This is a genomic window from Amycolatopsis sp. NPDC045836, from assembly GCF_056431745.1.
In genome coordinates this window covers 59,461-82,534 of sequence record NZ_JBWKKF010000011.1, presented here as the reverse complement: position 1 = coordinate 82,534, position 23,074 = coordinate 59,461, and the positions used below count along the sequence as shown (strand labels likewise).

The 23,074-nt window shown below is 72.0% G+C and carries 23 protein-coding genes; 6 read left to right on the top strand and 17 right to left on the bottom strand.

The window, feature by feature from the left end:
• Positions 1-5: 5 nt before the first annotated feature.
• Positions 6-1,574, bottom strand: coding sequence for a GMC oxidoreductase (locus tag AC07EG_RS22040; RefSeq protein ID WP_478255020.1), 1,569 nt, complete (start codon positions 1,572-1,574; stop codon positions 6-8).
• Between the two features lie 113 nt (positions 1,575-1,687).
• Between AC07EG_RS22040 and AC07EG_RS22035 the strand changes: the two genes are divergently transcribed.
• Both AC07EG_RS22035 and AC07EG_RS22030 read left to right on the top strand, forming a co-directional pair.
• Complete coding sequence (locus tag AC07EG_RS22035) at positions 1,688-2,224, top strand: TetR family transcriptional regulator (RefSeq protein WP_478255019.1); 537 nt, start codon at positions 1,688-1,690, stop codon at positions 2,222-2,224.
• A 95-nt stretch (positions 2,225-2,319) separates the two neighbouring features.
• Positions 2,320-2,922, top strand: a complete 603-nt coding sequence (locus AC07EG_RS22030; protein ID WP_478255018.1) for a hypothetical protein — start codon at positions 2,320-2,322, stop codon at positions 2,920-2,922.
• Between the two features lie 72 nt (positions 2,923-2,994).
• Here AC07EG_RS22030 and AC07EG_RS22025 read toward each other — a convergent pair whose 3' ends face one another.
• On the bottom strand, positions 2,995-3,876 hold the full coding sequence (locus AC07EG_RS22025) for an SGNH/GDSL hydrolase family protein (protein WP_478255017.1): 882 nt from the start codon (positions 3,874-3,876) through the stop codon (positions 2,995-2,997).
• Positions 3,877-3,947: 71 nt separating this feature from the next.
• Here AC07EG_RS22025 and AC07EG_RS22020 point away from each other — a divergent pair, with 71 nt between their 5' ends.
• Positions 3,948-4,574, top strand: coding sequence for a TetR/AcrR family transcriptional regulator (locus AC07EG_RS22020; RefSeq protein ID WP_478255016.1), 627 nt, complete (start codon positions 3,948-3,950; stop codon positions 4,572-4,574).
• Positions 4,575-4,577: 3 nt separating this feature from the next.
• Here the strand turns inward: AC07EG_RS22020 and AC07EG_RS22015 are convergent, their stop codons facing one another.
• On the bottom strand, positions 4,578-4,994 hold the full coding sequence (locus AC07EG_RS22015) for a RidA family protein (protein WP_478255015.1): 417 nt from the start codon (positions 4,992-4,994) through the stop codon (positions 4,578-4,580).
• A gap of 92 nt (positions 4,995-5,086) precedes the next feature.
• Here AC07EG_RS22015 and AC07EG_RS22010 point away from each other — a divergent pair, with 92 nt between their 5' ends.
• A complete protein-coding gene (locus tag AC07EG_RS22010) occupies positions 5,087-5,548 on the top strand; it encodes a MarR family winged helix-turn-helix transcriptional regulator (protein WP_478255014.1) in 462 nt (153 codons plus the stop codon).
• Position 5,549: 1 nt separating this feature from the next.
• On the opposite strand, the gene AC07EG_RS22005 is transcribed toward AC07EG_RS22010, so the two are convergent.
• The 3 genes from AC07EG_RS22005 to AC07EG_RS21995 all read right to left on the bottom strand — a co-directional run bounded on the left by AC07EG_RS22005 (position 5,550) and on the right by AC07EG_RS21995 (position 7,875).
• On the bottom strand, positions 5,550-6,437 hold the full coding sequence (locus AC07EG_RS22005; RefSeq protein ID WP_478255013.1) for a crotonase/enoyl-CoA hydratase family protein: 888 nt from the start codon (positions 6,435-6,437) through the stop codon (positions 5,550-5,552).
• Positions 6,438-6,505: 68 nt separating this feature from the next.
• Positions 6,506-7,177 (bottom strand): HAD family hydrolase, encoded by a 672-nt coding sequence (locus AC07EG_RS22000; protein WP_478255012.1) that lies wholly within the window; start codon positions 7,175-7,177, stop codon positions 6,506-6,508.
• Between the two features lie 62 nt (positions 7,178-7,239).
• A complete protein-coding gene (locus tag AC07EG_RS21995; protein WP_478255011.1) occupies positions 7,240-7,875 on the bottom strand; it encodes a GntR family transcriptional regulator in 636 nt (211 codons plus the stop codon).
• Positions 7,876-8,073: 198 nt separating this feature from the next.
• On the opposite strand from AC07EG_RS21995, the gene AC07EG_RS21990 reads away from it, so the two are divergent.
• Positions 8,074-11,394 (top strand): error-prone DNA polymerase, encoded by a 3,321-nt coding sequence (locus AC07EG_RS21990; RefSeq protein WP_478255010.1) that lies wholly within the window; start codon positions 8,074-8,076, stop codon positions 11,392-11,394.
• A gap of 27 nt (positions 11,395-11,421) precedes the next feature.
• Here the strand turns inward: AC07EG_RS21990 and AC07EG_RS21985 are convergent, their stop codons facing one another.
• The 9 genes from AC07EG_RS21985 to AC07EG_RS21945 all read right to left on the bottom strand — a co-directional run bounded on the left by AC07EG_RS21985 (position 11,422) and on the right by AC07EG_RS21945 (position 19,457).
• Entirely contained in the window at positions 11,422-11,823 is a 402-nt protein-coding gene (locus AC07EG_RS21985) for a nuclear transport factor 2 family protein (RefSeq protein ID WP_478255009.1), read from the bottom strand.
• A gap of 120 nt (positions 11,824-11,943) precedes the next feature.
• Positions 11,944-12,570, bottom strand: coding sequence for a dihydrofolate reductase family protein (locus tag AC07EG_RS21980; RefSeq protein WP_478255008.1), 627 nt, complete (start codon positions 12,568-12,570; stop codon positions 11,944-11,946).
• A 125-nt stretch (positions 12,571-12,695) separates the two neighbouring features.
• Positions 12,696-13,004, bottom strand: a complete 309-nt coding sequence (locus tag AC07EG_RS21975; protein ID WP_478255007.1) for a VOC family protein — start codon at positions 13,002-13,004, stop codon at positions 12,696-12,698.
• A gap of 14 nt (positions 13,005-13,018) precedes the next feature.
• Positions 13,019-14,236 (bottom strand): MFS transporter, encoded by a 1,218-nt coding sequence (locus tag AC07EG_RS21970; protein WP_478255006.1) that lies wholly within the window; start codon positions 14,234-14,236, stop codon positions 13,019-13,021.
• A complete protein-coding gene (locus AC07EG_RS21965; protein WP_478255005.1) occupies positions 14,233-14,811 on the bottom strand; it encodes a DUF5825 family protein in 579 nt (192 codons plus the stop codon). The genes AC07EG_RS21970 and AC07EG_RS21965 overlap by 4 nt, the downstream gene beginning before the upstream one ends.
• A 1-nt stretch (position 14,812) precedes the next feature.
• Positions 14,813-16,654 carry a RiPP maturation radical SAM C-methyltransferase gene (locus AC07EG_RS21960; protein WP_478255004.1) on the bottom strand — a complete coding sequence of 614 codons (1,842 nt, stop codon included), beginning with the start codon at positions 16,652-16,654 and terminating at the stop codon, positions 14,813-14,815.
• A 141-nt stretch (positions 16,655-16,795) separates the two neighbouring features.
• Positions 16,796-17,560, bottom strand: a complete 765-nt coding sequence (locus AC07EG_RS21955) for a ferritin-like domain-containing protein (protein WP_478255003.1) — start codon at positions 17,558-17,560, stop codon at positions 16,796-16,798.
• Entirely contained in the window at positions 17,557-18,531 is a 975-nt protein-coding gene (locus tag AC07EG_RS21950; protein WP_478255002.1) for an alpha-ketoacid dehydrogenase subunit beta, read from the bottom strand. The genes AC07EG_RS21955 and AC07EG_RS21950 overlap by 4 nt, the downstream gene beginning before the upstream one ends.
• Positions 18,528-19,457 (bottom strand): thiamine pyrophosphate-dependent enzyme, encoded by a 930-nt coding sequence (locus tag AC07EG_RS21945; protein ID WP_478255001.1) that lies wholly within the window; start codon positions 19,455-19,457, stop codon positions 18,528-18,530. The genes AC07EG_RS21950 and AC07EG_RS21945 overlap by 4 nt, the downstream gene beginning before the upstream one ends.
• Before the next feature lie 405 nt (positions 19,458-19,862).
• On the opposite strand from AC07EG_RS21945, the gene AC07EG_RS21940 reads away from it, so the two are divergent.
• On the top strand, positions 19,863-21,062 hold the full coding sequence (locus AC07EG_RS21940; protein ID WP_478255000.1) for a cytochrome P450: 1,200 nt from the start codon (positions 19,863-19,865) through the stop codon (positions 21,060-21,062).
• A gap of 4 nt (positions 21,063-21,066) precedes the next feature.
• On the opposite strand, the gene AC07EG_RS21935 is transcribed toward AC07EG_RS21940, so the two are convergent.
• Both AC07EG_RS21935 and AC07EG_RS21930 read right to left on the bottom strand, forming a co-directional pair.
• A complete protein-coding gene (locus AC07EG_RS21935) occupies positions 21,067-21,666 on the bottom strand; it encodes an esterase/lipase family protein (RefSeq protein ID WP_478254999.1) in 600 nt (199 codons plus the stop codon).
• Between the two features lie 86 nt (positions 21,667-21,752).
• Entirely contained in the window at positions 21,753-22,877 is a 1,125-nt protein-coding gene (locus AC07EG_RS21930; RefSeq protein ID WP_478254998.1) for a S1 family peptidase, read from the bottom strand.
• Between the last annotated feature and the right edge of the window lie 197 nt (positions 22,878-23,074).

Here is a 23,074-nt window from a genome sequence, read left to right as displayed (position 1 = left end):
TCCTGTCAGAACACGGTGCCGACGTCGGTGGTGACCAGGCGGTCCAGCGCCCGTTCGGCCACCGCGGCGATGGTCATCGACGGGTTGCAGGCGGCGGTGGTGCCCGGCATCAGCGCCCCGTCGAGCACGTAGAGCCCGCGCTGCCCGAGGACCCGGCCCTCCAGGTCGCACACCGAGCCCATGGCCGCGCCGCCGAGCGGGTGCCAGGTGGCCGGCGCGATCGCGGTGGTGTCCACCAGCACGCTCAGCGGCCCGGCGAGCGCCGAGATCCGCTCGTGGATGCGGCGGCCCAGCTCGCGGTCACCACCGGCCGGCCAGTGCGGCACGGCGTCGTCCTCGGCCGGGTCGTAGACGAACCGCCCGCGGGTCTGGCTGATGCCGAAGCCGACGAGCACGGTGGTCCGCAGGTCCGGCAGCGGTGGCAGGGACGCCTGGATGACGGTGTTGGCCAGCGCCGGGTCGTCCCACTCTTTGCTGCCGTAGACCACCGGGCCGCCCTGCGGGGCGCCGAAGTCGTCGGCGAGATCGGTCCAGGTGTAGACGCGGTCGCCGTTGCTGCCCCAGCCGCCGCCGAGTGCACCGGGCAGGCCGGGGATGCCGCCGTGGGCCGCCGCGCGCATGAGCAGGCGGGTGGTGTTCGCCGTGCCGGCGGCCGGCACCAGCGCCTTCGCGGCGAGCACCTTCTTCTCCAGCACCGTGCCGCGGGTGTCGATGCGGTCCACGGTGAGCTCCCACCGGCCGTCGGCGGCCCGCGCCACGTCGGTGACGTTGTGCTGGGTGACCACCGTGCAGCGGCCGGTGGCTTCCGCGGCGGCGAGGTAGGTCACGTCCACCGAGTGCTTGCCGCCGTTGTTCACGCCGAGCGCGCAGTCGCCGTTGGTGTAGGACGGTGGCATTTCGCCGTCCAGCTCCCGCAGTGCGCAGGTCCAGTCGATCGGCATCGGGATCTTCGACACCGGGTATCCGGCTTTCTTCGCGCCGGCGGCGAAAACCCGTGCCGCGGCGTAGGTGCCGCTGTTGATCAGTTCGTCCGGCGCGGTCCGCACCCGCAGCATCCCGGCGACGCGCGGGTAGTAGACGCGGTCCATCTCGGCGTAGTCCAGCTGCTCGGGGAAGCAGGCTTCGAACAGCTCCGCGGTGGGTTGCAGCGTCATGCCCTGGTACACCAGCGAACCACCGCCGACACCCGCGGCGCACACCATGCTCATGCCCCGGCCGGACACCTGTTCCAGCAACCCGGTGCACGGCTCGAACGGCACGGGCGGGATGCCGGGCAGCGAGGGCGCCGAACCCAGCCAGAACATGCGCTTGTCCGGTGAGGTGGCGTGCGGGAACGTCTCGGCGCCGGGGCCGGTCGGCCACCGCCGCCCGCGTTCGAGCACCAGCACCGGGACACCCGCCTGAGCCAGGCGGAGCGCGGTCACCCCGCCGCCGAAGCCGGAGCCGACGACCACCACGCGGTGCTCTTCGCGGGTGACCGGGACGCGGGCCGGCGCGCTGCCGGTGCCGGTCACGGACAACCCGGTGGCGGCGGCCGCCCCGAACAACACCGAACGCCGGCTCAAGCTGGGCACGGGCGGGTCCTCCTGGCGTGGGACGAGTCGATTACCAACAGCGACAGTAGGGAGCAAAAACGAGAGACTGTACGGATTGCCCGTCTCACTACTCGTGAGTAGCCTGTTGCCCCATGCGCCGTGTGGACGCCCGCCGCAACCGGGAAACCATCCTGCGGGCGGCCGATCAGGCGTTCAGTGAAAGCACCGGTGTGGTGGCGCTGGACGAGGTCGCCCGGCGGGCCGGGCTCGGCCGCGCCACGGTCTACCGGCACTTCCCCGACCGCAACGCGCTGGCGCTGGCGGTGGCCGCCGAGCACCTGTCCGCGCTCAAGCAGGTGGTGCGGCAGCGCCCGTCGTTCCGCGAACTGCTGGACACCGTGCTGTGCCTGCAGGCCGAGCGCCGCTCGCTGGTCCGCCTGTTCCGCGAACTGCCCGAGCGCAGCCAGCGGCAGTACACCCACGCGCTGATCGGCGTGCTGCGGCCCGCCTTCGACGAGGCCCAGCGCCAGGGCACGCTGCGCCGCGACATCCAGCCAGCCGACCTGGCGCTGCTGTTCGAAATGCTCGAAGCCGCGCTGACCGCGGGCCCGGCCCCGGTGGACCGCACCGAACCGGCCCGGCGCCTGGTGCGGGTGCTGCTCGACGGGCTGTTCCGCGAGACACCCTGACGTCGTCTGTGGTGTGAACGGGTGACACCACGGCCTCGCTCCCCGGACTAGCGTCACGCGCAGTTCCACGTACCACCCGAGGAGAACCCAGCACAGTGCAGCGCGCCCTTTCCCTCGCCGCCACCGGGTTTCTCGTCCTGGCGCTCGCCGCCTGCGGCGCCAAGACCGAGGACACCGCCGAGGCGGCCAGACCAGCGAGCACGTCAGCCACGCCCACCCCGGCGGAGCCGACCACGGCGGACGGGCACACCAGCCCCGGTATGCGGTTGAAGTTCGGTGAGCGGGCCGTGCTGCCGGTGGACTACAACGAGGAACGCTTCGGCACCGTGGCGCTCACGGTGACCTCGATCGAGCCGGGCGTGCCCGCCGACCTCGAGCAGTTCCCGGCCGACCAGGTCGCCGGGGTCACGCCGTACTACCTGAAGTTCAGCATCGAATACGTCAAGGGCGACGACCTGGCCGGGCTGCCGGTCTCGCTGCGCGGCCTGGAAGCCGGCGGCAGGTCCGGCGGCATGGCGCTGATCGGCGACACGCCCACCTGCGACTCGGTCAACGCGCCCCGCGACGGGTTCAAGACGCCGGGGCAGAAGTACGACAGCTGCGTGCTCTACGGCGGCAAGGACGGGGCCGTGATCGCGGTGGCCGCGTTCAACACGGGCGACGCCTACCGCAAGAACCCGGTCCTGTGGGGTAGCTGAGGCCGCCGCACCGGGGAGACCGGCCGGCTCGCGGGGGTATCGCCCCCCGCCCCCCGCGAGCCGGCCACCCCCTCAGCCGAGGTGGGCCAGCACCGCCTCGGCGCCGGCCCGCATGCCGAGCAGGTTCGGGTGCACCGGGGCGGCGATCGAGGTCGGGAACAGCCCTTCGACCCACTTGGTGCCCGGCGGGGTGCACACGTCGTGGCCACGGCTGCCGGTGAAGGTGTCGACGTACTCGGCGCCGTGTGTCTCCGCCTGCTCGGCGACCACCTCGTTCAGCGCCTGCTCCACACCGTCCAGATAGGACACGTCACCACTGGCGATCGGCACGATCGGGAAGCAGCCACCGCTTTCCGGCAGGATCGCCGGATAACCGACGAGCACGATCCGCGCCTGCGGCGCCCGCGCGCGGATGCCCTCGATCGCTTCGCCCAGCTTCGGCGCGAACTGCTCGAACCGCTCACGCAGCTGGTCGGTGCCGCCGGCGGTGTAGTGCTGCTCGCACGGCGCCCCACCCGGGTCGGTGACCGCGAGCACGGAACAGGTCACCACGATCTCGCCGAAGCCGACGTCGTTGCCGCCCATGCCCATGGTGACCAGGTCGGTGTCCTCGGTCAGGGCGTCGAACTGCGGGGGCACGAAGCCGAACTGGCGGCCGGTCAGGTCGCGGGTGGTCGCCCCGCCGCAGCTGACGTCGGTGAACTCGGCGGGGCCCAGTTCGGCGGCCACCAGCGAGGGGTAGTTGCGGTCCGACCGCAGGCAGGGCAGGGAAACCTGGTTGGGGATCAACGGGCCCGAGGTGAAGGAGTCGCCGAGGGCGACGTAGCGGCCGAGGGGTTCGGCGGCCGAAGCCGCCGGGGAGACCAGCAGGGCGGTGGCCAGCGCCACCGCGGCGGACAGGGCGAAACGTCGTCGTTTCGAGGCCATGATCAGCTCCGGGGTGAGATGGGTCACGCGGAGGTTACTGGCGGGTTTGAATCCTGGTCAACGGTTCGACCGGGATTCGACCCGGGTAGGGTCCGCGGGTGACCCGGCCCTCCCGCACGCGGCGGCGCACCGCCCAGCCCGACCCCGAGCGCGCGCTGCTCGAGGCCGGGACCCGGCTGTTCGCCCGGCGCGGCTACGAGGCGGTGTCGATCGACGACATCGCCGCGGAAGCCGGGCTGGCCAAGGGATTGCTGTACTACTACTTCACCGGGAAACGCGCGCTGTACCTGGAGATCGTGCGCGCCGCCGGCGACGACCTCGCCGCCAGGACGACCCCCGACCCCGGCCTGCCCGCCGGCGAGCGGACCGCGGCGGTGCTGGACGCGGTGATCGCCTGGGCCAAGGAGTACGGCGAGAGCACCCGGCTGCTGCTCGCGCAGAACACCGGCGCCGACCCCGAGCTGCGGGCGATCCTGCAGGCGGCCCGCGACCGCCAGGCCGAAATGATGCTCGACGGGCTGCGGCGGACCGGCGCCGAACTCGGCAAGCCGCCCCTGCCCGGCACCCCGGTGCTGCGCCACGCCGTGCACGGCTGGATCGCCTTCGTCGAGGCCGTGCTGGCGCAGTGGCTGGAAAAACCGGACGTCAGCGAGGCGGAGCTGCGGGAGTTGTTCCTGCGTGCCGCCGGGGGTGTGCTCACCGCCGCGCTGCGCACCTCCGGTTAGGGCTCAGCCGCCGACGACGGCGGTGACGCGGATTTCGACCCGCATCTTCGGCGCACCGAGCGCGGGCACGCCGATCTCGGTCCAGATGGGCGCCCGGTCGCCCATGCGCTCGCGGAACTGCGCCACCATGACGCGGTTGTGCGTCTCGCCGATGAAGCCCGGGGTCTCCGGGACGTGGTACGAGTTCACCGCGACCACGTCACGCCAGGTGGCCCCGGCCGTGGCCAGGGTCCGCTCGACGTTCTCGAACGCCCGGACGATCTCCTCTTCGAGGTCTTCGGGGAAGTTCAGCTCGTCGTCCCAGCCGCCCTGCCCGGAGATCTCGACGCGGTCGCCGATCCGGACGGCCTGGGAGTAATGCATCCCGGTCAGTTGTGTTTCGCCGTAGCCGGGGGTGGCGAAGAACTCCGGCTCGCTCATGGGATCCCTTTCGATTGGACTTCAAGCTTGAAGTAAACCGTACCCGAGTTTACTTCACGCGTAAAGTCATGGGTGCTGGGTAGGGTGCCGCCATGGACGAGACGCGGTGGCTGTCCCCGGCCGAGAAGGAAGCCTGGACCGGGCTGGTGTCGCTGGTCCTGCTGCTGCCGGGGCGCCTGGAGGCCCCGCTGCAGCACGACGCGGGCCTGACCCTGTTCGAGTACCTGGCGCTGAGCCACATCTCCGAGGCACCGGACCGCCGCCTGCGGATGAGCGAGCTGGCCTACCTGGCCAGCGGCTCGCTGTCCCGGCTGTCCAATGTGGTCAAGCGGTTCGAGCAGCGCGGCTGGGTGGAGCGCTCCCCCGACCCGGAGGACGGCCGGTACACCCTCGCCGCCCTCACCGACGCCGGGTACGAGGTGGTGGTCGCCGCCGCGCCCACCCACCTGCGCACCGTCCGGCAGTTCGTGCTGGACCCGCTGACCGCCGCCGACCAGCAGGCCCTCGCCCGCATCGCCGCCAAGCTGCGGATCCGGCCCGCCGACCTCGCGTAGTTCAGCGCTCGCGGGTGGAGTTCAGCCAGTCCTCGTAGAACGGCGGCATGTCCGAGGCTCGGCTGGTGAAACGGGCATCGCGCTTCTCGCGGAAGGCGGCCACGCCCTCGGCGCCGTCGCCGATGCTGGTGTAGAACATCGCCAGCGAGTCGACCCGGTGGGCGTCCTCCGGGTTCGGCAGCGCCGGGTTGCGCCGCATCATCTGCCGGGTGAGCGCGGTGGCCACCGCCGACCGGCCGCGGGTCCACCGGTCCGCCAGCGCCCTGGCCGCGCCGAGCAGTTCGGCGGGCTCGTGCACCGACCGCACCAGCCCGGCTTCGCGACTCGCGCCGGCGTCGAGGATTTCGGCGCTGTAGGCCAGGTCCAGCGCGGTGGCCAGGCCGACGATGCGCGGCAGGAACCACGTCGACGCCGCCTCGGGCACCACGCCGAGCCGCCCGAACACCAGGCCGATGCGTGCCGTGGTGGCGGCCAGCCGCGCGTCCATGGCCAGCGTCATCGTCGCGCCGATGCCGACCGCCGCCCCGTTGATCGCGGCGATCACCGGTTTGCGGCAGTTGTGGATGGCCAGCGTGACCCGCCCGCCGGTGTCGCGGATCCTGGCCAGTGCGGGGTCGTCGAGTTCGGCCAGGTCCGCCAGCCCGGGCCTCCGCTCGCCGTCGAGGCCGAACACGTTGCCCTCGGCGCTGAGGTCCATCCCGGCGCAGAACGCCCGCCCCGCCCCGGTGACGATGATCGCGCGCACCTCGTCCTCGTCGTTGACCTCGGTGAACGCGGCTTCGAGCTCGTCGGCCATGGTGACGGTGAACGCGTTCAACTGCCCGGGGCGGTCCAGGGTGAGGGTGAGGATGCCGTCGCTGACTTCGCGCGTGATCGTCGTCGTGCTCATGGGTGCAGCTTAAGCACGCCGGAACTCGGCGGTCCCGGTTCGGTGCGTGCTTCGATCGGGCGCCGTCGTTACGACCCGGCGGCCTGCCGAACGCGCTCGACCGTGGTGGTGAGCTGGGTGAGGTCCGGCACGACCGCGTCGGCGATGTTCGGGTCGTTCGGGTCGTGGTGCCGGTTGACCCAGACGCGCGGCACCCCGAACTCGCGGGCGGGCCGCATGTCGTGGAAGTAGCTCTGCGCGACGTGCACCCAGTTTCCGCTGGTGGCGCCGAAGGAGCGGGCGAACCGGTGGAAGTGGTTCAGGTTCGGCTTGTACGAACCGGCGTCCTCGGCGGTGACGACGGCGTCGATGGGCACGGCCAGTCGCCGCTGGGTTTCGCCGATGATGTCGCGGTCGCAGTTCGTGAGCAGCGCGAGGTTCCAGCCCGCGTCACGGAGTTCGGTGAGCGCGGCGCGGACGTCGGGGAAGACCGGCCAGTACGGGATGCCGTCGGCGAGCACGGTGGCGTCGTCGTCGAGCAGGCCGAGCCCGGCTTCGGCGGCGGTGCGGCGCAGCGACTCGGTGAGCACGTCGCGGTAGCGCATCGCCGGGTACTCGGCCTGCACCCGCGGCTCGTGGCGGTTGTAGACCTCCAGCAGCTCGGCGCCCCGGCCGGGGTAGAGCAGTTCGGCGCCGGTGGCGATGCCGTGCCGCCAGTCGATCAGCGTGCCGAAGCAGTCGAAGGTGGCCCAGCGGGTCATCCGGAAGTCCCCTCACGCGAGTTACGGTCAGTCTGCTATACCGAGTGCCCGAATCGCAAGACTCAGCCGAGCAGCCCGCGCAGCGCGTGGCCGAGGTGCTCGCGCATCTCCTCGGTGGCCCGCACCAGGTCGCCGGAGCCGATCGCCCGCAGCAGCCGCCGGTGCTCGGCGGCCAGGTCCCCCGGCGCCGGGTACGAGCCGCTGAGCTGGGCCAGGCAGAGCTGCATCTCCTCCTGCAAGGCGGGGTAGATGCGGTTCAGCCGGTCGCTGCCGGCGCAGGCGATCAACGCCACGTGGAAGGCGGTGTGCGCGTCGACCCCGGCCCCCCAGCTCGCGTCCGGCGGCAGCGCCTCCAGTTCGGCCAGCCGCGCCTCCGCCCCGGCCAGGGACAGGTCACCGCCGACGATCCGGCGGACCGCCTCCAGCTCCAGCGGGGTGCGCACGAAGAACAGGTCGCGCACGTCGTCGCGGGACAGGGCGGGCACCCGCAGCGACCGCGCGTTCGTCTTCTGCAGCAGGTGCCTGGCCAGCAGTTCCTGCAGCGCCGAGCGCACCGTCGGCCGCGCCACGCCGAAGGTGGCCGCCAGCGCGTGCTCGGTCACCGGCTCCCCCGGCTTCAGGTCGCCGCTGAGGATGCGCTGCCGCACCTCGGCGACGAGCGCGTCCCGGGTGCTCATGGTCCGCAGCGCGACGCTCATCCGCCCCCTCCCGTCAGCCAGACAACAGAACCAGGTTACGGCAAATCGGGTCCCTCCGAAGACGGTCATACCGTCTGACCTCCCCCGCCCGGGTGGACCCTTTTGACATCCGCCCGGCTGCCGTCGCAGGATTCGCTCGTATGTTCTACTGCGGTCGGCTTCCCCTCGACAGCACGAGTGCGGAGGGGTGTCGCCGGAGTGTCGTTCAACGGTGGTGAGGGCTCGCGCTGGCAGGACCTGGCGGCCCGGCTGGACGGGCAGCGGCGCACCGAGGGCATGGAGCGCGACAGCCCCACGTCGAACCACCGGCGCGAGCTGTACGTGCCACCGCGGGACCTGCGCGACCGGTGGATGCCCGACCACACCGGCGCCGCCAAGCGCGTGCCGTTCGCCGAGCTGCACTGCCATTCGCACTTCAGCTTCCTCGACGGCGCCTCCTCCCCCGAGGAACTCGTCGAGGAAGCCGCGCGGCTGGAACTGGACGCGCTCGCGCTGACCGACACCGACGGCTTCCACGGCGCGGTGCGCTTCGCCCAGGCCGCCCGGGAACTGGGCGTGCGCACCGTTTACGGCGCCGAACTGAGCCTGAACCTGCCCCGGCAGCAAACCGGTGTCGCCTATCCCGAAGGCGAACACCTGCTGGCACTGGCGCGCGGCCCCGAGGGCTACCGGCGGCTGTGCCGGGTGATCTCCTCGGCGCACCTGCGTGCCGACGCCGAGAAGGGACTGCCGCGCTACGACTGGACCGAGGTGGTCGACGAACTGGCCGGGCACGTCAAGATCCTGACCGGCGGGGACCACGGGGCGGTGCGCCGCGCCTACCTCGCCGGTGGGCTGCCCGCCGCCGACCGGGCGCTCCGGCAGCTGGTCACGCGGTTCGGCCGCGAACACGTGGTGGTCGAGCTGATCTCCTACGGCGAGCCGCTGGACGACGTGCACAACGACGACCTCGAAGCCCTCGCCAAGGCCCACGAGTTGCCGGTGATCGCGTCCAAGGGCGTGCGCTACCACACCCCGGCCCGCGGGCGGGCCCTCGCGCCGGCGGTGGCGGCGTTGCGGGCGCGGCGCACCATCGCCGAGATGGAAGGCTGGCTGCGCGCCGGTGACGACGCTTTCCTGCGGTCCGGCGCGGAAATGGCCGAAATCTTCACGCAGTACGAGGGCGCGGTGCAGAACGCCGCGCTGCTCGGTGTCGAGTGCGCCTTCGACCTGCGCCTGGTCGCACCCCGCCTGCCACCGTTCCCGCTCCAGGACGGGCACACCGAAAACAGTTTCCTGCAGGAGCTGACCTGGCAGGGCGCTGCCCGCCACTACGGCCCGCGTGAGGCGAACCCGGCGGCCTACCGCCAGCTCGAACACGAACTGGCGCTCATCGAAGAACTCGGCTTCCCCGGTTACTTCCTGGTGGTGTGGGACATCGTGCGGTTCTGCGGCGAGCACGGAATCCTCTGCCAGGGCCGCGGTTCGGCCGCGAACTCCGCGGTCTGCTACGCCCTCGGCATCACCAAGGCCGACCCGGTGAAATGGGGGCTGCTGTTCGAGCGCTTCCTCGCCCCCGAACGCGACGGCCCGCCGGACATCGACATCGACATCGAATCCGACCGCCGCGAGGAGGTCATCCAGTACGTCTACGGCCGCTACGGACGCCGCAACGCCGCACTGGTGGCCAACGTGATCACCTACCGCAACCGCTCCGCGGTCCGCGACGCCGCCCGCGCCCTGGGTTACTCCCCCGGCCAGATCGACCGCTGGGCCAAGACCCTCGACGCCTGGGGCACGCTCGCCTCGGCCCGCGCCGATCCCGATCAGGACATCCCCGGCGAGGTGCTCGACCTCGCCGCCGGGCTCGAGGGCACGCCCCGGCACCTGGGCATCCACCCCGGCGGCATGGTGCTCACCGACCAGCCGGTCTCGGAGGTCGTGCCGGTGGAGAACGCCCGCATGGCCGACCGCACCGTGCTGCAGTGGGACAAGGACGACTGCGCCGAGATCGGCCTGGTCAAGTTCGACCTGCTCGGCCTCGGCATGCTCTCGGCCACCCACCACACCATCGACCTGGTCGCCGAGCACGAGCACGAGGTGATCGACCTGGCGCACCTCGACCTGGCCGATCCGAAGGTCTACGACATGCTCTGCGCGGCCGACGCGATCGGGGTGTTCCAGGTGGAATCCCGCGCCCAGCTCGCCACCCTGCCCCGGCTGCGCCCGCGTGAGTTCTACGACCTGGTGGTCGAAGTCGCGCTCATCCGCCCCGGCCCCATCCAGGGCGGTTCGGTGCACCCCTACATCCGGCGGCGCAACGGCGGGGAGTGGCAGCACGCGCACCCCCTGCTCGCCCGTTCGCTCGACCGCACCCTCGGGGTGCCGCTGTTCCAGGAACAGGTGATGCAGATGGCCGTCGACGTCGCCTCGTTCACCCCGGCCGAAGCCGACCAGCTGCGCCGCGCCATGGGCGCCAAGCGGTCCCACCGGAAGATGACGCAGCTCAAGCAGCGCTTCTACGAGGGGGCCGCGGCCAACGGCGTCACCGGTGAGCTCGCCGACCAGATCTTCAACCAGGTCGAAGCGTTCGCCGGGTACGGCTTCCCCGAAGCGCACTCGATGTCCTTCGCGCACCTCGTCTACGCCTCGGCGTTCCTCAAGCTCTACCACCCGGCCGCGTTCTGCGCGGGGCTGCTGCGGGCCCAGCCGATGGGCTTCTACTCCCCGCAATCCCTGGTCGCCGACGCCCGCCGCCACGGGGTGCTGGTCCACCGCCCCGACATCGAACGCAGCCTCGCCCACACCACCACCGAACCCGACCCCGCCAGCCGGGGCGGTGTCGCCGTCCGCCTCGGCCTGGGCGAGATCCGCGGGCTGGGAGCGGAAGTCGCCCAGCGCGTCGTCGCCGAACGCGCCCGGAGCCCGTTCACCGGGATCGACAACCTCGCCCGCCGCACCGGCCTGACCACCGCACAGCTGGAAAACCTCGCCACCGCGGGCGCGCTGACCCCGCTCGACGCCTCGCGCCGCCGTGCACTGTGGACGGCCGGGGCCGCCGCCCGCGACGAACCCGGGGCGCTGCCGGGCACCACCGCACCCACCCCGCCACCCGCCCTGCCCGGCATGACCGCGCTCGAACTGCTCACCGCCGACGTGCACACCACCGGCCTGTCCCCCGACCAGCACCCGGTCGACCTGCTGCGCGCCCGGCTCACCGAACGCGGCGCGCTCACCGTGGCGCGGCTGCCCACCGTGCTCAACGGCACCCGCGTGCTGGTCGGCGGCGTGATCACCCACCGGCAGCGCCCGCCGACCGCCGGCGGGGTCACCTTCCTGTCGCTGGAGGACGAAACCGGCATCGTCAACGTCACCGTCACCCCCGGCCTCGACCGGCGCCACCGCACGCTCATCCGCTCCAGCACCGCGCTGCTGGTGCGCGGCATGCTGGAGTCCCACTCCGGTGCGCTCAACATCAGCGCCGAACACCTGGAGGCGCTCCCCGCGCGCGGCACCGCCCCGTCCCGCGACTACCGCTGAACCCGGGTTCCCCTTCCTCGTGCTGGGTCAGGGGGCGGCCGGCGGAAGGTCCAGGATGCCGGTGGCTTGCGACCAGGCACAACGCCACGTGCCACCGGCATTGGTGTAGACGTCGGTGTGCCAGGCCTCGTGCCGCGGGATGTCCGCGCCGTCGACGGTGAGTTCGATAACGCACCGGTAGCGGAGGACGACGACGTCGGTGCCGACGATGGCGTCCACGTCGCCGGTCAGCTCCAGTTCCCGGTAGGCGACCCGCCCGGTGGTGAGCAGATCCAGGTATTCGGCCTTCGTCCACACGGTGCCGGTCGGGTTGCACAACCGGTACTCCGCGGCGTGCAAGCGGTCGTAGGTGCCGCGATCCACGTCGAGGAGGCATCGGATCCGCTCCTGCTCAGCCTTGATCACCCGGCCGGCCACATCGTCGGTCATACCGCTCCTGTTCACTCGTTCGGTCTGGTCGGCGACACATGCGCCTACAACCATTCCAGAAGGCGTGGCGAAGGAACCGCGGGCCAGCGCGGGCCGGACCGCTCATCGCTCGCCGCGCGGTCAGGAGGACGACAGCACGCGATAGGACACATGCAGCACCGAGCTCGTGGCCCGCGACTTCACCTGTTCGAGTTTCAGCGGCGGGACGCCGTCGAAGAGGCGGGCACCGGCGCCCAGGGTCAACGGCACGATGTGCAGCCGCAGTTCGTCGACGAGGCCGGCGGTGAGGTACTGGTTGATCGTTCGCGCGCCGCCCTGGATCAGCACATGACCATCCCCGGCGGCGGCGCGGGCCTGGGCCAGCGCGGACTCGATGCCGTCGGTGACGAAGTGGTAGGTGGTGCCGCCGTCCATCGGCTGCGGGTCACGCGGGTGGTGGGTGAGCACGAAAACCGGGGCGTGGAACGGCGGGTTGTCACCCCACCAGCCGTTCCACGGCCGGTCCCACTCGCCGCGCACCGGGCCGAACATGTTGCGCCCCATGATGAAGGCGCCGGCGGCGCCCAGCTGATCGATCTCGGCCCGGTGCTCGGCGGGGTTGTCGAACATCCAGCCGTGCAGCTGGTTGCCCCAGCCGTCGCCGCCGTCCTCGCCGAAGGGGCGTTCCTCGCTCTGGCCGGGCCCGGCCACGTACCCGTCGGCCGAGATCGTGATGTCGCTGACGACCTTGCCGGGCTGTTCGTTCATGGCGCTGTCCTCCTGGGGTCGGGGCGTTCGTCAGGACAGACCAGGCGGGCCCGCGGAACTCATCGGCCGCCCACCGCTTTTCGTCCAGGCGCACGCAGCAGTGCCCTGCACCGGTGGCAATCCGATCATGGTGAATCGCTGTGAGGCACCAATGGCTCCGCGACCCCGGCACGTGGGATCCCGAGGCGGGTGGCACCGGGGGCGAGCAGCCGGTCCACTTCGGCCCGCTGGTCGTCCGGGGCCAGGTCGAAGTGCGCCTGGTTCTGCTCCGTTTTCGGGTCCTCGGAAGGCAGGAACCGCAGCCGGAAACCGGGGTCGTCGGCGGGCAGCAGCGTGCTGCCGGTCTGCTCCCAGCCCAGCAACCCGGCCCAGAACCGGGCGAGCGCGGCAGGCTCCAGAGCGTCGAAGCAGAGCGCGTGCAGGCGAAGGGACATGCCTGATTCTGGCGCTAAGCCGAAGCGGCCCGCAGCCAGGGCAGGAAACCGGCCGAGGTGATCGCGATGGCGCACCCGACCAGCACCGCCACCTGGGAACCCGCCTGCCCGGCGAGGCCGGAGGCGAGCAGCCCGCCCAGCGGCAGCACGGCGGCCTGCCCGGTGCGCACCACGGCGAACACCCGCCCCTGCACCGCGTCCTCGGTCCGCAGCTGCCGCAGCGTGGCGGCGGCGACCGCGACGACGAGCGCGCAGGCGGAGAACACGATCTGGAACCCCACCAGCGCGGGCACGGGGGCAACCACGGCCGCCACCGGAACGCAGCACAGGCCCGCGACGGCCAGCAGCAGCGCGGGCACCATGGACCGCACCGGCCCGTAGCGCTTGAGCGGACGGCCCGCAAAAACCGAGGCCACCAGCGCACTGGCACCGCCCACGGCCATCACCACCCCCAGGGTGGGCGTGGGCACGTGCAGCACCTCGGTCACGTGCGCGGTCCACAGCGCACCGATCATCGCGCCGCCGAGGTTCACCAGCAGCATCGCCAGGGTCGCCGAACGCAGCACCCGGTCACCGGCCAACCGGCGGAGGCCGATCAGCCGGTCACCCCGGGTCCGCCGCCCTCCCCCGGCGCTCGGCGTGCGGCCGGGGAGCACCAGCAGCAGGAGCCCGGAGAGCGCGAACGCCGAGGCGTCGAACAGCAGGGCCGCGTTCGTGCCGAGCACCGCCAGCACCACGCCGACGGCGGGCGGGCCGAGCACGTCGGCCAGTCCCTGCGCCCTGGCGAACCAGGTGTTGGCGGTGGACAGCTCGGTCCGCGGCACCACCCGCGGCAGCAGGGTCTGCAGGCCGACGTCGAACACCACCGCACCGCAGCCCAGCCCGGCGGCCAGCAGCAGCAACCACGGCCACGCCACCACGCCGATCGCCGCGGCCAGCACGACCACCACCAGCAGCAGGCACCGGCCGAGATCGGCGCACGCGCACCAGTCACGCAGGCGTGAACTGTGGTCGAGCGGCCTGCCGAGCAGCATCGACAGCAGTCCCGGCGCGCTCTGCACGGTGAACAGCAGCGCCGCCTGCGCCACCGTGGCCCCGCCCTCGGTGACGGCGAAGACCGGCAGCGCCACCAGGGTGAACCGGTCCCCGACCACGCCCAGCAGGCGGGCGGCCACCAGCGGGCCCAGGGCCCTGGCCCAGGCCGGTGCTGCGGTCCGGCTCCCGGCGCTCACACCGCCACGTAGGGCACCGGCCAGGCCCGCATCCGGTACGGCAGCAACAGGAACCGCTCGTGCCCGCGAACGGCCAGCCCCAGTTCGAGCGCGGTGTCCAGGGCGTCGAGGGTGTCCTCGGGCAGTTCGTCGAGCCGGGACCGCGCCGCCAGCACCCGGAAGTGCCCGGCCCCGGTGCGATCGATGGTCAGGCGCGCGTGCTCACCGCCGGGCCGCACGTCCTTGACGGTGATGAACGTCGGCCCGTTGCGGTAGTACAGCGTGCCGTAGCGGTAGCCCGCCCGCCACCGGTCCGCGATGCCCGGCCCCGCCACCGGTGGCACCAGGTGCACGTGGTCGCGGAGGGCGAAGGCGGGTTCGCCCGCCATCCGCCACTCGACCCGGATCGTCCGGCTGGTCAGTTCCCGCAGCACCCGCAGGTGCTCGAGGTCCTCGTCCGGTGACACCCCGAACCGCACGGGTTCGGTGACCCGCACCCGCCGCTCCGGCGGGAGGGACGGCGCTTCCGGGTCGCAGTCGCCGAGCCGCGCCACCACGAGCCGCAGTTCGTCCTCGCGGACTTCCGCCCTGGTCATCTCAGCCCACCTTGACCGGGAGATCGCTGGTCGCCAGCGCGAGCAGCTGGCCGCTTTCGGCGAACAGCAGGCCCCGCCGGAGCAGGTCTTCGATCCACTGCCCGAGTTCGAATTCCGGGAGGTCGAACCCCCGGCTCTCCAGGCGCTTCACCAGTGCGGCCGGTGACCGGCCGTGTTCGAGTTCCCGGTAGGCGGCCACGAGCTCGGGGCGGTCGATCACGTGGATCGAACCGGGCCAGCCGACGCGTTCGTCCAGGATGACGATGCGGTCTTCGGTGGCGAGCCGGGTGAGGCTGCTGTCGGGATAGGCGTCGGTCCACGCGTCGAGCAGCACGAGCAGGGCCTCGGCGTCGTGGTCGGAAAGCCCGCGCGGCGGGGTGTCGTAGAGGTAGACCATGTCGTGCATGTCCTCTTCGGACAGTGCGTAGACGTGGCGGTACAGCTCCGCGGTGGTGCGCTCGGGGAAACCGAGGGCCGGGTCCTCGAAGTACGGGCTGAACCGTTCGAGCAGGATGCGGGAGGCACCCGCGGGTGGTTGCAGGTGCACCAGCGCGGGCAGCTGCTCCAGCACCGACCGGTACTGCACGGCGTCCTCACCGGGGAAGCCGTAGAGCCAGTTCCACGAAACGGTCAGGCCCTTCGACTCCAGGTCCCGCAGCGTGCGCACGTTCCGGATGCCCGACACGCCCTTGTCCATCAGCTTGAGCACCGGGCTGACCAGCGATTCGATCCCGGGTTGCACGTGGGCCACCCGCCCGGCGTGCAGCGCGCCGACCTCGGCTTCCTTCAGGTTCGACTTGACCTCGTAGTGGATGCGCAGGTCCCAGTCCAGTTCGGCGACCTTCGGCAGGAAGTCGCGGAAGTAGGAGTTGTCGATGATGTTGTCCACCATGATCACGTCGAGCACCTCGTAGCGCTCGACCAGGCCGCGCAGCTCGGTCAGCAGGTTCTCCGGCGCCTTCGACCGGAACACCATGCCGGTGCCGTTGAGCCCGCAGAAGGTGCACTGGTGCACCTCACCCCACCAGCAGCCGCGGGCCGATTCCAGCACCAGCTTCGGTTCCAGGTGCTCGGCGATCGGCGAGACCCCCATCAGGCCGAACCAGTCGTCGAAGTCGGGCACCGGGATCTGCCCGGCGGGCAACGGCCGCGGCTGCTCGTTGCAGCGCTGGTCCGTTCCGCTCCACCAGCACAGCCCGGCAATGCCGGCGAGGTCGCCGCCGTCCCGCAGCGCCTTGACGAACTGCGGGAAGGTCTTCTCGGCCTCGCCGCGCAAGACGAAGTCGACGAACCGGTGGTTGCGGTGCAGCGCGGCGCCCATCGGCCCGTCGCAGTTGCCGCCACCGAAGACGATCCGGGTCGACGGCGCCAGTTGCTTGATCCGCCTGGCCACGGCGAGGCTGGGCACGTTCTGCATGAAGGTCGTGCTGAACCCGACCAGCGACGGTTTCCGCACCAGGATCTCGGTGGCGGCCTGTTCGACGAACGCCGCCGCGTGCGTGCGCATGCGCTCGACCAGGCCGGTGTCCAGGTTCCGGCGGGCGGCGTAGGCCCGCAGCGTGTCCCGGCCGAAGCCGGGGTCGCCGTGCAGTTCCCCGGCGAACACCCAGTCGCCGAGCCCGTGGAACAACCCGGTTTCGGCGACGTCGTTGTATTCGGCGGGCCCGATCTCCTCGCCGGTGGCCGCCATCAGGTGTTCGGCCCACCGGGTGCCGCCGTGGTAGGTGTCCGGGCGGGGCAGACCGGCCGCCACGCAGCTCGACCGCAGCAGGCCCAGCGGGAGCGACGGTGACTCGATGGCCTGCCAGGGCATGGCGACCAGGCACACGGACAAGATCCTCACCTACTTCCCGGCCGCGGGCGGGGCCGTTTCGCCGCCGGCCCCGCCCGCCAGCCGTGCGTTACTTCTTCGTCGAACGCTGGGTCGGGACGAGGTACTTGCACTCGCCCGTGGTCGTCTTCTTGATCGTCGTCTTCTTGACCTTCACCGGAAATCACCTCCCTTCGGTGGGCTCACCCCGGCTGCGCGCAGCCGGGCGTGGTGGCGTCGCAGGAACCAGCGCCGGACCGCGTCCGGATCCCGGCCGGTCAGTTCGCCGAGCGAGCGGCTGATCCCGTCGAGGAAGGTGAGTTCCATGCCGATGGCGAGCCATTCGTCACCGTTCTCCTCCCAGGCTTCCTTCGCCGCCGCCGATCGGGAGGTGCGCGCCAGGTAGTTCAGCCCGATCGCGATGTGGCGTATCTCGTCCCGGCGGACGTAGTGGTAGAGGGTGCCGAGGGAGTCGTCCGCGAACACCTCGGCGAGCAGGATGAACTCGTCCGCGGCGAACCCCTCCAGCATGGTGTGCACCAGTGCCTTGCCCAGGTAAGGCAACGCGGTCAGGCCCTCGTGCAGCGGTTCCAGCACTTCCCGCGCTTCCTCCGGCTCGCCGCCGACCAGGCGTGCGTACTGGTAGAAGGCGTCGGCGTGGCGTGCTTCGTCCGAGGTCGCCGTGGCGAGGCTGAAGCGCAATGGCGCGTCCTCGGTCTGCGCGGCCAGCGTCGCGGCGGCCACCAGGCCGGCCTGCTCCGCGTAGTAGCCGCGGGAGGCCGTGCGCCAGGCCAGTTCCGCGCGTTCCTCGTCCTTGGTCAGGTCCCCGATGCGCAGCACCTCCTCGACGCGCCAGGGGGCGACGTCCCGGCCGAGGCCGAAGATCCGGTAGGCCACCGCGTCGGCGTCGAGATCGCTGGGGTGGAGAAGACCGCTCATCTGCTGGCTCCCGTTCCTCTGGCGCCCACCGACGCCACCACCTCGGCCGCCGCCGCGACGGCGGCCGGTTGCGGGAGGAGTTCCCGCCGCAGTACCGGGCTGAAGGGCATGGGGACCGGCTCGCCGGAGAGCACCCGGAGCCGTTCCGGCGGCAGCACGCCTTCGGTGAGCAGGTGCAGGCCCAGTTCCGCGAGCAGGGAAGCCGCCCGGGGGGCCTCGTCCACCAGCACCGCCGCACCGGTCCTGGCGACCCGCGCGCACACGCCGGGCCGGTCCAGTGGCGCCGCCGTGCGGAGGTCGATCACCTCCGCGGAACAACCGCGGGCGTCGAGCACCTTCGCCGCGTACCAGCAGGTGCGGACCGAGTTGCCGATGCCGATCAGGCTGACGTCGGTACCGGGCAGCGCCTGCCCGGCGACCCCGAACGGCAGCGCCGCCGCACCGGGCTCGGCTTCGGGCAGGTCCGGCCAGCCGGGCGCGTAGAGCGCCGGGGATTCGAGGAACACCACCGGATCCGGGTGCCGCAGCGCGGTGGTCAGCAGGCCCGCCGCGGAGTTGGGCGAGGCGGGCACCACCACGGCCAGTCCCGGCACCTGGGCCAGCGTGCTGTGCAGGGTGTGCTCGTGCTGGGCGCCGAGGTGCTCGTCGGCCATGGTCAGCCCGCGCACCACCAGCGGCACGGAGAACTGGCCACCGGTGAAGTAACGCCATTTGGTGGCCTGGTTCACCAGCGGGTCCATCGCGCTGTGGAGGAACGCCGCCCGCGCGATGTTCACCACCGCGCGGCGGCCGGTCAGCGCCATCCCGGTGGCCATGCCGACCATGGCGCTCTCGGCGATCGGCATGCGGATGATCCGGTCGGCGCCGAAGGTCTCCACCAGCTCCCCGGAGTGGTAGGTGCACAGCATCGCCATGTCCGGCTGCTCGGCGAGCGCCGCGCGCATGGCGTCCCGCACCGGGTGCGTCCTCATCGCTTTCCCCCGTCCCAGGCGGCGGCCGTGAGGTCCGACGCCGCGGTGGCCGGGTCCGGCAGTTCGGCCAGCAGTGCCGCCGACACGGCCTTCTCGATTTCGTCGCGGATCGCCCGCTCCTCCTGGACCGGGTCGAAGCCCGGCCCGGCGATCCGGGCGCCGATGGTGCGCAGCGGGTCGTGCGCGGTCCGGGTGGCGACCTCGTCGGCCGGCCGGTACTCGGCGGGGGCGACCGGGCCGAGCTGCATGTGGAAGTGCCGCAGGTAGGTGCGCACGACGATGGCACGCGGGCCGGTGCCCGACCGGCAGGCGGCGAAGGCATCGGCGGTGGTGTCGAGCAGGCCGTCGAGGTCGTCGTCGGTGACCACCGTGGTCGCGATGTCGGCGCCGCGGAGCACCGCTTCGGGGAACAGCGCCTGCACGTCGCTGCTGCGGGTCTGGTCCTGCCAGCCGTTGTCCTCGCACACCAGCACCAGCGGCAGTTCCAGGTGGCGGGCGATGTGCAGGGTTTCCAGCGCCGGTCCCGCACCGAGCGCGCCGTCACCGAAGAACACCACGACCGCCCGCCCCGACGACCGCGCGGAGGCCGCCACGCCCGCCGCGATCGGCAGGTGCGAGGCCACGATGGAACTGGCGCCGAGCAGCCGGGCCGCGCGGTCGGCGAGGTGCATCGAGCCGCCCTTGCCCCCGCAGCAGCCACCCGCCCGGCCGAGGATCTCCCGGAACAACGATTCCGGCGCCGTTCCGCAGCACAGGGCGTGCCCGTGGCAGCGGTAGTAGCTGACCACCCATTCCCCCGGGTCCCGCAGGGACAGCACCCCCGCGGCGGGCAGTTCGTGGCCGGTCGACGGGTGCACCGCACCGGGGACCAGGCCACGCCGGGCCAGGCCGAGCACCTCCTCGTCGAAGATGCGGATCCGGGTCATGTTGCGCCAGACAGCCGGCAGGTCGGCACTCGTCAATGGGTCACGCCCCCAATGGCCGCGACAATTCCGCCAGACCAGTGCGGCCGGCTCGGGGAATCGCGGTTCGCCGACGGTACCGCAGTGCCGTTCCGGCGAACAATCGTCCGGTCGGCGCAACGGGACATCCCGCCGGTCATGCGGTAATTCACCGAGATCAAGAAAAAGGTAGTCCGAGTCACCACTTCCCGGCACTCACTCGGACCAGGCGATTCCGGCATTACCGGAACACCCTTCACCGAGCGTCAGCCCCGCACCCGGGAATGGGCCGTCCAGGGCCATAACACCGGCGGTGGACAATGCCGGATCCGTCGTTGACGGGGTCCACCCGGCGTTCCTACGCTCGTCGGCAGGCAGGAAGAGGTGGTCATGGGGGTCGTCGAGGACATCATCCGTTTCCCGTTCACCCGGTACGAGGAACTCGAACTCGCTCCAGGGCACGCCGAAGCCCTCCGCCGGAACGCCCTGGTCCGGGTCGAACTCCCGTACGGTGGCAGCGCATGGCTGGCCACCCGGCACGAGCACGTGCGCCTGGTCATGTCCGATCCGCGGTTCAGCCGCGAAGCCGCGACGGCACCGGGCTCCCCGCGGCAAATGCCGGGAGCGCCGGGGAAGTCGACCATTCTCGATGTCGACCGCCCGGCCCATTCCCGGCTTCGGCGGCTGGTGGCCAGGGCCTTCACCAGGGAGCGCATGAACGCGCTGCGCGGTGATATCGAAACCGTCGCCGCCCGCCTGGTCGACCGGCTCGAAGAACGCGGCCGCGGTGTCGACCTGGTGGCCGAATTCGCCCTGCCGCTGCCGATGACGATCATTTGCCAATTGCTCGGCGTGCCCTACCGGGACCGGCCGCATTTCCGGCGGCTCACCGAAGGCGTGCTGGCGATCCAGGAATTGTCCGCCGACGAGTTCACCGAAGTCGTCGAAGGATTGGACGACTACCTGACCGAACTGGTCCGGGCGCACCGCGACCACCCGGCCGACGACGTGCTCGGCATCCTGGTCACCGCCAGGGACGGCCGCGACCAGCTCTCCGAGGACGAGCTGATCAGCTTCGGCGCCACCCTGCTGGCCGCGGGCTACGAAACCACCGCGAGCCACCTGTCCAGCGCGGTGTACTTCCTGGCCACCCGCCCGCGGATCCGGCAGCACCTGCTGGCCGGGCGGTGGCCGCTGCGCCAGGCCGTCGACGAACTGCTGCGGATCATCCCGATGAACGGCGGGTCCGGGCTACCCCGGGTGGCGCTGGAGGACCTGTGGGTGGGCGACACGCTGGTGCGCGCGGGTGAGGCGGTGTTCCCGTCCACGGTCGCGGCGAACCGCGATCCGGTGGTGTTCCCGGCGCCGGAGACCTTCCGCCCGGACCGCCCCGGGAACCCGCACCTGACCTTCGGCCACGGCTTCCACCACTGCCTCGGCGCTCATCTGGTGCGGATGGAGTCCGAGGTGAGCCTGGGGCTGCTGCTCTCCCGGCTCCCGGGCCTGCGGCTCGCGGTGCCCGCCGAGGAGATCGAGTGGAAGCGCGGCATGGTCGTCCGCGGGCCGAAGGCCCTGCCGGTCACCTGGTGACCGGTCAGCCGGTGACCGCGGCGAGCACGTCGTCGAAGACGTCGCGGTCGGAGACCAGGTCGAAGTGGCTGACGCAGCCGCCGTCGACGACGGTGTCGCAGGCCGAAGAGAGCGTGGTGCAGGAGACCGCGCCCGGGGTCGGGTCGTCACCGTTCAGCTGGGTGCGGAAGGCCGAGCCCCTGGTCGCCTGCTCGCAGGCCGTCGAACCCGGGGCGGGGCGGGTACCCGGACCACCGCCGAGGTTCGGGCCGCCGAGGGAGATCCGGTCGTCCACGGCCGCGGCACCGCTGAGGAACTTGACGTACCAGCGCGACGGCAGCCCGCCGAGCGAGTGGGTGACCACGTCCACCTTCGCCGCGCCCGTCGCGGCCCGGACCTCGTCCACCTCCGCGGCGAACTGGCTCGCCGCCGTGGTGAGCGAGCCCGTCGAGTCGTAGCCGAAGGCCACCGGGTGGCTCTTGGGATAGCCGTTCAGCCGGAACCGCAGTGACATCGTGTCGAAGTTGGCGGGTGCGCCGGACAGGCCGTGCACGAAAACGACGGGTTCCCGGCCGGTCGGTTCGGCGATCCCGGCGGTCAGCGCCAGCACGGCTAGCAGCTTCATCGTTGCTCCCAGCGGTCGGCGAGCGATCGCTGGAATGCTGGCAGTTCCGCCGGCGCCGGAGCATCGGCGAAACCGCCAGCCCCGGCTCAGGCGGTGACCAGGGACAACCCGTACGCCTGGAGGATCTCGTTCACCGGCTGGAACCAGGTCTCGCCACCGGAGCCGCAGTTGCCCCAGCCGCCCGAGGTGACGCCCTGGGCCTGGTCGCCGGTGATGAACGAGCCGCCGGAATCACCGGGCTCGGCGCAGACGTTCGTCCTGGTCATCTGGTGCACCGCGCCCTGGGCGTAGTTCACCGTCTCGTTGTGCCCGAGCACGGTGCCGCAGTGCCAGTGCGTGGTCGAGCCGGACCGGCACACCGAGGTGCCCACCGGCGCCACCCACGAGCCCCGGACCAGCGCGTCGCTCACCGTGCCCCAGCCGAGCACCACCGGCGCGGTCCACCAGCCGTTGCCGATGCCGACGTAGCCGTAGTCGTTGCCGGGGAACGAAGAACCGTGGAACGAGCCCATCGCCGAGCCGTCCCAGCCCACCACCGAACTGCCGGCGCCACCGCAGTGCCCGGCGGTGACGAAGCCGCCGTGCACCGAGAAGCCGATCGAGCAGCGCGTGTTCCCGTTGATGTAGAACGGGTCCCCGCCGACCGTGCCGGCCGCGAACGGCACCGGCTTCGGGCCGGTCTCCACGGTGACCGGCCCGGCCGCGCGCGCCCGGTCGAGGAAGGCCGCCAGCGCGGGACTTCCCGCTCCACTCCGGACGGTGATGACCACGCTGCCGGTGCGGTGGTCGGCCCGCCAGCCGCTGACCTCGGCCGGGGCCGGGCTCGCCGCGGCACTGGCGTCGATGGCGGCCTTGACCGCGTCCAGCCGGGCGGCGCTGATGGCGACCGGCGTGGTCACCGCGCCGGCCGCTTCGACGGCGGGGGCGGCGGCCGGGTCGGTCAGGCCGACGACCAGCTTGCCCCTGGCCGGGTCGAACCAGGCACCGCCGAACGCGGCTCCGGCCGCCTCCTGCGCCACCGGCAGCGCCCTGCTGGCCACGGCTTCGCCGGCCAGCCGCGTGCGGGCCTGCTCGGCGCTGAGGCCGAGGTCGCGTTGCATGGCCGGGACGAGGCCGGGCGAGACCGGGGGTGCGGCGGTGGCGGTTCCGGTGGTGACGGCGGTGAGCACCAGGCAGGCCGTCGCGGTCAGGGACAACAGGTTTCGGCGCATCGACACTCCTCGGGGCGGGGGCGGAAGCCGAGTTTCTCCGGCTCCCGCAGGTCTAGACCAGTTCTTGGCGGAAAATGACCACCCGCTGTCCGGATCCGGCCAACCCCGATCGCCCGGAGCGCCTTGTCCGGCCGAAATTTTCGGGTTAGATTTCGCGGGAGCGCTCCCAGGAGGCCGATCCGCCACTCGGCACCACG

Bases quoted from the DNA above. Each gene is read 5' to 3' on its own strand.
- AC07EG_RS22035 (WP_478255019.1), top strand. From the start codon at position 1,688: ATGCGCCGTGTGGACGCCCGCCGCAACCGGGAAACCATCCTGCGGGCG.
- AC07EG_RS22015 (WP_478255015.1), bottom strand. From the start codon at position 4,994: ATGAGCGAGCCGGAGTTCTTCGCCACCCCCGGCTACGGCGAAACACAA.
- AC07EG_RS22010 (WP_478255014.1), top strand. From the start codon at position 5,087: ATGGACGAGACGCGGTGGCTGTCCCCGGCCGAGAAGGAAGCCTGGACC.
- AC07EG_RS22005 (WP_478255013.1), bottom strand. From the start codon at position 6,437: ATGAGCACGACGACGATCACGCGCGAAGTCAGCGACGGCATCCTCACC.
- AC07EG_RS22000 (WP_478255012.1), bottom strand. From the start codon at position 7,177: ATGACCCGCTGGGCCACCTTCGACTGCTTCGGCACGCTGATCGACTGG.
- AC07EG_RS21995 (WP_478255011.1), bottom strand. From the start codon at position 7,875: ATGAGCGTCGCGCTGCGGACCATGAGCACCCGGGACGCGCTCGTCGCC.
- AC07EG_RS21985 (WP_478255009.1), bottom strand. From the start codon at position 11,823: ATGACCGACGATGTGGCCGGCCGGGTGATCAAGGCTGAGCAGGAGCGG.
- AC07EG_RS21980 (WP_478255008.1), bottom strand. From the start codon at position 12,570: ATGAACGAACAGCCCGGCAAGGTCGTCAGCGACATCACGATCTCGGCC.
- AC07EG_RS21975 (WP_478255007.1), bottom strand. From the start codon at position 13,004: ATGTCCCTTCGCCTGCACGCGCTCTGCTTCGACGCTCTGGAGCCTGCC.
- AC07EG_RS21965 (WP_478255005.1), bottom strand. From the start codon at position 14,811: ATGACCAGGGCGGAAGTCCGCGAGGACGAACTGCGGCTCGTGGTGGCG.
- AC07EG_RS21955 (WP_478255003.1), bottom strand. From the start codon at position 17,560: ATGAGCGGTCTTCTCCACCCCAGCGATCTCGACGCCGACGCGGTGGCC.
- AC07EG_RS21950 (WP_478255002.1), bottom strand. From the start codon at position 18,531: ATGAGGACGCACCCGGTGCGGGACGCCATGCGCGCGGCGCTCGCCGAG.
- AC07EG_RS21945 (WP_478255001.1), bottom strand. From the start codon at position 19,457: ATGACCCGGATCCGCATCTTCGACGAGGAGGTGCTCGGCCTGGCCCGG.
- AC07EG_RS21940 (WP_478255000.1), top strand. From the start codon at position 19,863: ATGGGGGTCGTCGAGGACATCATCCGTTTCCCGTTCACCCGGTACGAG.
- AC07EG_RS21935 (WP_478254999.1), bottom strand. From the start codon at position 21,666: ATGAAGCTGCTAGCCGTGCTGGCGCTGACCGCCGGGATCGCCGAACCG.
- AC07EG_RS21930 (WP_478254998.1), bottom strand. From the start codon at position 22,877: ATGCGCCGAAACCTGTTGTCCCTGACCGCGACGGCCTGCCTGGTGCTC.